The following is a 1687-nucleotide window of genomic DNA, read 5'->3' as shown; positions in this document are numbered from 1 at the left end:
AGTACCGAACCCAACTGCTGTTTGGCCCGGATGCCTCATAGCGCGATTGCCCTGGGGAGGAAGGGGGCGCCTCTGTAAAAGGTCTGGCGCCGCCGGTACAATCAGCAACTTTTCGTAAACCCCGTGGAGCTGATGGCATGGCGGACGTGAAAAAGGTTGTCCTGGCGTATTCCGGTGGCTTGGATACCTCGGTGATCCTCAAGTGGCTGCAGGATACCTACAACTGTGAGGTGGTGACGTTCACCGCTGACCTGGGGCAGGGCGAAGAGGTCGAGCCGGCCCGTGCCAAGGCACAGGCGATGGGCGTCAAGGAAATCTACATTGACGACCTTCGCGAGGAGTTCGTCCGTGATTTCGTCTTCCCGATGTTTCGTGCTAACACGGTGTACGAGGGCGAGTACCTGCTGGGTACCTCCATCGCCCGCCCGCTGATCGCTAAGCGCCTGATCGAAATCGCCAATGCGACCGGCGCCGACGCAATTTCCCACGGCGCCACTGGCAAGGGCAACGATCAGGTGCGATTCGAGCTGGGCGCCTACGCGCTGAAGCCGGGCGTGAAAGTGATTGCGCCCTGGCGCGAGTGGGACCTGCTGTCCCGCGAGAAGCTGATGGACTACGCCGCCAAGCACGAGATCCCAATCGAGCGCCATGGCAAGAAGAAGTCGCCGTATTCCATGGATGCCAACCTGCTGCACATCTCCTATGAAGGTGGCGTGCTGGAGGATACTTGGACCGAGCACGAAGAAGATATGTGGCGCTGGACCAAGTCCCCGGAGGCCGCGCCGAACGTGCCGACCTACCTCGAGCTGACCTACCGCAATGGAGACATCGTTGCCATCGACGGCGTCGAGATGACCCCGGCGACCGTGCTGGCCACCCTGAACAAGATCGGTGGCGAGAACGGCATCGGCCGTCTGGATATCGTCGAGAACCGCTATGTCGGCATGAAATCGCGCGGCTGCTACGAGACCCCCGGCGGCACCATCATGCTCAAGGCCCACCGCGCCATCGAGTCGATCACCCTCGATCGCGAAGTAGCCCACCTGAAAGACGAGCTAATGCCTAAATACGCCAGCCTGATCTACAACGGCTACTGGTGGAGTCCGGAGCGTCTGATGCTGCAGCGGATGATCGATGCCTCCCAGGCTAATGTGAATGGCGTGGTGCGCCTGAAGTTGTACAAGGGCAACGTCATCGTGGTCGGTCGCAAGTCCGACGACTCCCTGTTCGATGCCAACATTGCCACCTTCGAGGATGATGCTGGCGCCTACAATCAGGCTGACGCCGCAGGCTTTATCAAGCTCAACGCACTGCGCATGCGCATTGCAGCCAATAAGGAGCGTAAGTTGGTTTGAGTTGAGGGGCGGGGCGAGCTTTCCGGTCTTTGTGTGGCGGTGCTTGCCCTGTCGTCCTTTCGTCGGCCGGTATGGCTGGTATGAGATGGCGCAGTGTGCCTCTGCTATTTTTAAACATAGGTCATGTTCATTGAGTATGAAGGGTGTGATTTTTACTTGATACTGTTGAATAGCTTGATGCTATTCATATGGATATCTTGGTGGGTGCATAGGTGGCTAAAGAAAATTTTCTTGTGCTGCTTGACAGGTTAGAAGGCTGCTGTAGAATGCGCGGCCTCGGTTGAGACGAAAGGCTCAAGCGAAACGCTCTTTAACAAGTTGAATCAAGCAAT

General features: G+C 57.6%; 1 protein-coding gene. It reads left to right on the top strand.

Features of this window, described 5'->3' with window-relative positions; genetic code table 11:
• Nucleotides 1-137: 137 nt before the first annotated feature.
• The gene (locus BMY22_RS23290) at nt 138-1355 is read left to right on the top strand and encodes an argininosuccinate synthase (RefSeq protein ID WP_090625700.1); all 1218 of its coding nucleotides are present in this window, start codon (nt 138-140) and stop codon (nt 1353-1355) included.
• Nucleotides 1356-1687: the final 332 nt, after the last annotated feature.

The sequence above is a fragment of the Azotobacter beijerinckii genome (genome assembly GCF_900110885.1).
GTDB classification, from domain to species: Bacteria; Pseudomonadota; Gammaproteobacteria; order Pseudomonadales; family Pseudomonadaceae; genus Azotobacter; species Azotobacter beijerinckii.
This window is presented reverse-complemented; position numbering and strand designations above follow the sequence as displayed.

What these genes read in the sequence shown, in the direction of transcription:
- BMY22_RS23290 (WP_090625700.1), top strand. Translation starts at nt 138, where the DNA reads ATGGCGGACGTGAAAAAGGTTGTCCTGGCGTATTCCGGTGGCTTGGAT.